At 44.1% G+C, this 4,992-nt stretch carries 4 protein-coding genes and 2 rRNA genes; all 6 read right to left on the bottom strand.

Features of this window, described 5'->3' with window-relative positions; translation table 11 throughout:
- Window positions 1-73, bottom strand: a 23S ribosomal RNA gene (locus CLV36_RS16645); the annotation flags it as partial.
- 439 nt (window positions 74-512) lie between these two features.
- Window positions 513-2,168: a glycerol-3-phosphate dehydrogenase/oxidase gene (locus tag CLV36_RS16650; RefSeq protein WP_106343392.1), complete on the bottom strand. Its 1,656-nt coding sequence runs from the start codon at window positions 2,166-2,168 to the stop codon at window positions 513-515.
- Between the two features lie 797 nt (window positions 2,169-2,965).
- A complete protein-coding gene (locus tag CLV36_RS16655; RefSeq protein ID WP_054096042.1) occupies window positions 2,966-3,394 on the bottom strand; it encodes a hypothetical protein in 429 nt (142 codons plus the stop codon).
- Between the two features lie 481 nt (window positions 3,395-3,875).
- The gene (locus tag CLV36_RS16660; protein ID WP_022739172.1) at window positions 3,876-4,190 is read right to left on the bottom strand and encodes a type II toxin-antitoxin system RelE/ParE family toxin; all 315 of its coding nucleotides are present in this window, start codon (window positions 4,188-4,190) and stop codon (window positions 3,876-3,878) included.
- Between the two features lies 1 nt (window position 4,191).
- Entirely contained in the window at window positions 4,192-4,554 is a 363-nt protein-coding gene (locus tag CLV36_RS16665; RefSeq protein ID WP_022739173.1) for an AbrB/MazE/SpoVT family DNA-binding domain-containing protein, read from the bottom strand.
- A 357-nt stretch (window positions 4,555-4,911) separates the two neighbouring features.
- Window positions 4,912-4,992, bottom strand: a 16S ribosomal RNA gene (locus tag CLV36_RS16670); the annotation flags it as partial.

The raw sequence follows: 4,992 nt of genomic DNA on the forward strand, positions 1-4,992 counted from the left end.
TATCGGAGTTCGTCCCGTCCTTCATCGGCTCCTAGCGCCAAGGCATCCACCGTGTGCCCTTAGTAGCTTAACCTACTAGGTTTATTCGGCATATCGCTATGCCGCTCGGTATCTCCTCGGTGATTGCAACATCGACGATCAAAGAAGGATCTCCTTCTTAACCTCGTTGCTTTATTCCATATCTAATTTTCAAGGTGCGTTTCTTTGTGATCACCGCATCGCGGCGACAAGGAATAATATAGCATGTCCCAAAATAGAACGCAACCCTTTTTTTATAAAAATTTTTTTCAGCCAAATAAAGCCTTGCTCATGCTACGTTTCCCTTTCCGCACCTCTTCTTCTAATCAAGCTTGCATGGCAAGGCTCATCGAAATATAAGGTTTGCTAAATCCACTTTAGCATATTCCCCTGTTCATACTAAACTATTGTCCATTGGCAACCTCTCCACTCCTTGAAGCAATCCAGTTCCCGCACCACGGGCAACCACACCCTGTGTTGTTTGATGGAAACAATCAAACCACTTCCGTGGCAATCTCTATTTCTTTTTCCAGCTGTTCCATGGCTGCATTTAACCTCTTATCATCCCAATCGAACCATTCTCCCATCAAAGCGGTCACTTGCTTTTTCCATTTCTTGACCAAATCGATTTCAAAATGCATGGCTCCGATGCGCCGCGTAAAGAAATCAACTGGGCTTACAACCATCTCCTGTTCCAACCCATACATCAGCGAAGCATACAAGTGCGCAGGCAACCCCCATTTGTCTTGTTTTGGTTGCTTCTTAATCCATTCGAACACAGCGTCCACATTGGAACCATACCGACGAACCAAGGCTTCCGCATCCCATTCCGACAAACCCAACCGCCTACCAATCCCCACCTTACTCTTCACAAAAGTTGCAAACCGCTCCGCTCCGCCTACTTCCCCACCCGAAACGCAAATATATTGCGTAAAACATGACCGGAAGCGCCGTTTGGTCTCTTGCTGAATTTCTTTAGCCACAAGATCAGTAACCCTTTGCGCGATTTTACGGTAACCGGTCAATTTGCCCCCGGTGACAGAAATTAAGCCAGATGGAGAGATGAACAATTCATCCCTACGCGAGATGTCCGATACAGGCTTCCCTTTCTCCACAATCAGCGAACGAACACCTGCCCAGCAGGTTTCAATGTCTTCACCGCGCAATCGAACGGGCGAAAACACCTCATTCACTGCATGGATTAGGTAATCCCGATCATCGCGGGTAACTCGCGGTTGGGCCAAATCCCCATGATACACGGTTTCAGTGGTACCGATATAGGTTTTGGTCTGCCTTGGAACCACAAAGATCATTCGACCATCGACATGCGGCACATAGACTGGGTGCCTGAGCGGCAGTTTCTCATGGGGAACAACCAGGTGCACTCCCTTAGTCAGCACCACTTTCTTATGATGTTTTAAGCCCTCTTTTTTCCGCACCTTGTCGATCCAAGGGCCTGTGGCGTTAATCACCTTGCGAGCATACCAATAGAAGACCTTGTTTATCAGCAGATCTCGCACTTTGACTCCCACGATTCGCTTCTGTTCATATAGAAACTCTTCCACTTTCATATAGTTGAATGCTTTGGCTCCAAACCGTACCGCTTTTTTAATCACTTCAATGGTCAACCGGGCATCATCGGTGCGATACTCTACATACTCCCCCGCCCCCATCAGCCGTTCCGCCCGTAAAAGTGGCTCTTGTGCGACCAAATCATTCTTGGTCAACCAGCGAAACCGCTCTTTTTTCTTCACTTGGGCAAGCTGGTCATACAGAGTCAATCCTAGCGTGGCCACATATTTGCCAAAGTTGCCCCCTTTCATGACCGGCAGGATTACCCTCTCCGGAATCGTAATGTGAGGTCCGTTTTCATACACGATTTCCCGTTCCCGTCCTACTTCTTTGACTAACTTAAATTCACCCTGCTTCAAATAGCGCAAGCCGCCATGAATCAGCTTCGTGGTACGGCCAGAAGTGCCCGCCGCGAAGTCTTGCATCTCAACCAATACCGTTTCAAGACCCCGCGATTGACAATCCAAGGCAATGCCGGCACCAGTGATCCCCCCTCCGATCACCAGCACATCTACTTGCCGTCCTCGCAATTCCTGTTGCGCTTGTCTTCGGGATTTGACCGAAAAGGTGTTAATCATGTCGAACCCCCCTTTTCCTCGCCTGCATTTCCACTCTGAGCGGACAATTCACCCCAAATGTCCCTTTTCTGCATCTTTCTATTTCTTATCTTCTTGAATCCTGATGAAATAATTTATCGCAAAAAATAAAAAAGAACCCCTGCATCTCCGTTTGTTTCGGCAACTGGAGGTCGAGTGGTTCTTGTCATTTCGATTAAGTTAGCTACGATGGCAAAGTGTATGATTCGGAATTGTCTCATAATTACATTTTAAAATATTCCGTTAATGATTTCAACTTATCACCTCTGTTGTTTGATTAAGACAAGACAGTGACTGGGATTGCTGGGACAACTTGGATCGCAGGACGAAAAACGTTTATCATCAGATGCATTGATTTCAAAACAGATCAGACCCGTTTTTCGATGGGGAACTTCTACTTCCATCTCTCTTAGTCCAAAAGTACGAACATGGGATAACTGATTTTTGCCCATAGGTAAAACACAGTTGATTTAATAATTGTAATGATTACATCTGGTACCTTGTATTTCGGAAATGGCGTTTTTTCTTGATAGATATAAAGTCCATATGCTGTCTCATCAGAAACCATTTGTGAAGCAGCACTTACTGATCAATATCAATAAATAGAATCCCTTGATTTTAAACAGATTCGCCCTCCTAGCCCCCTGTATCCATTTTCAATAAAAACTGCAAAACAAGCCCTGGATGGGGAGAGATCCCCTTCCTTCCTCCTATATAGCCATCGAAAAAAATGACTAGGTTGGTAATATTAGGGCTGAGCGATTAACCTCAGTCTTTTTTTAAATTTTCATCAAGTTGTCTTCTTGTAACCATTCGCACATTTTGATGATCTCGAGCCAGATCTTTAGTTCTTTTTTTCTTCCAAGAAGCCTTGAGACAATCATGCAATCTCTCATCCAATTGATTAGTTGGGATGGGGTTGGACGTTCACCTGGGTACTCTTCTTGATAGGATTGCAGGAGAAGGGGCTTGATTTCATTGAAGTAAGCGGCTAAGTGGATCATAAATTCAGCATCATTATCAACATCATGCTTGTAGAGCTGTCGTAGGAAGCGTTGTTTGTCTTTTGGCCAATTCCTGATAATACGTTTTTTCGTGAGGCTGTTCATGACCCTTGTTAAGTTGTTGCGGAACGGAGGACTTAGCAAACGACTCATTTCGTCTAGAGGTATCACCACTTTTCTCATCCTTTCAGTAAGTATTTCCATCTCCTCCTGTTCAACATAATTGCTAAAAGCCCTTCCATGGGACTCAAATGAGTATTTGATCACAAATCATATATTGACACACACTTTTATATTTGTTTCCCTAGGAACACATTGGATCGCTAATACGGCCTTTTATTTTTTTGATAAAGGAAATTTATTAATGTGTCAGATATGACAAGAACCCACCCGTCAATGAAGAAGCGAATCTGATCAAGCTGATTAGTAAAAAATCCATTTAGTCGCCTGCTTGATGACGAACCTGATACCTAGTATCAATGATTTTGGCTATCATCGATCAGACTGCGAAATTTTAGCTCTGAGAGGTATATCCAGTTTCAGGTTAAAAATATATTAACCCTGATTATTAACTAGGCTGAAGTCAGCTTATATTAGGTCGTTATTTTTGGGCTTACTGCGTTTTCCGCCGACCCCCCAAATTTTTACTTTCAAAAGAAAAAAGAAGCCGTGAATGGCTTCCTTTTTAGATCAATTTTGACGTTTTGATAAATCGCTTCAACTCATTATAAAAATTCTCACGGGTCCCGCACATAATCACGACCACCACATTACCGTCCTCTTCCTCGTAGATCCGATAGGCAAGCTCATAACTAATCCCTTTGTATTTGATGTCATAACCATAAAAACCAGCGAGATCACCTGTTTTCGCTTCCCCAGCGTAAGGATTAGCGGATATGGCCTGAATCGCTTCAAGATACAACCTTTTCAATGGTTTCTCCTTCAGCTTCTTCAGATAGCGTTCAGCTGATGGCAGATACTCAACAATATATTTTCCCACGCTAATCCTCCAAGTCTGCAAAGAGTTCCGCTGTCTTATCTTGGCGATCAGTTTTCTTCAATGCCGCCTTTGCCGCTGCATCAGCTTCGGCAATCATCTCTTCAACAGCCGGACGGATTTGGGATTGAACATTAGCAAACTCTTCAATCAACCTTTGCCCTTCATACCCTTGAGACACCAAGTCTTTCAAAATCTCGGTTGCAAAGCCATAATCAGTACGGCCAGCCGGACGAATCACCAGCTCCCCGTTCTTTACAAACACATCAACTTCCTCTTGGATATTAAGCTGTTTAAAAAACTTAATCGGGATTGTAATTTGCCTTTTATCGGATACCTTGATCCGCTTTACTTCCAACGGCGCCATGGGCATAACCTCCTGGACTACACTTCCAGTAGACATTATACGCCCCTCCCTTTGAAGATATTCTTTGTTTTCTTGTTTTCTTTGATTTCTTTGTTTTCATTATACCACAATTTGTTGATCTTGATCCTATGCATAAAAAAAGCAACAAAGCAACTTCTTACTTGGGTTTATTCCTCACACAAAAAAGGATGGCTCTTAAGCAAAGAGCCATCCTTTTTTGCATTCCCTGAAAACTAAAGAGTGAGTGTCACGTGACCTGCGTTGAAGGGCTTAGTGCGTTTCGCACTTAGTCCTTCACGTCCCGCGAGCTTTGCTCGTCGGGGATTCCGTTTGTTTGCTCTTAAAAGAGCTCCTTAGAAAGGAGGTGATCCATCCCCACCTTCCGGTAGGGATACCTTGTTACGACTTCACCCCAATCATCTGCCCCACCTTCGGCGG

It is taken from the genome of Laceyella sediminis, assembly GCF_003003125.1.
Lineage (GTDB): Bacteria > Bacillota > Bacilli > Thermoactinomycetales > Thermoactinomycetaceae > Laceyella > Laceyella tengchongensis.

Excerpts from the sequence above, each read along its gene's own strand:
- CLV36_RS16665 (WP_022739173.1), bottom strand. The coding sequence starts at position 4,554 with ATGGCGCCGTTGGAAGTAAAGCGGATCAAGGTATCCGATAAAAGGCAA.
- CLV36_RS16650 (WP_106343392.1), bottom strand. The coding sequence starts at position 2,168 with ATGATTAACACCTTTTCGGTCAAATCCCGAAGACAAGCGCAACAGGAA.
- CLV36_RS16655 (WP_054096042.1), bottom strand. The coding sequence starts at position 3,394 with ATGGAAATACTTACTGAAAGGATGAGAAAAGTGGTGATACCTCTAGAC.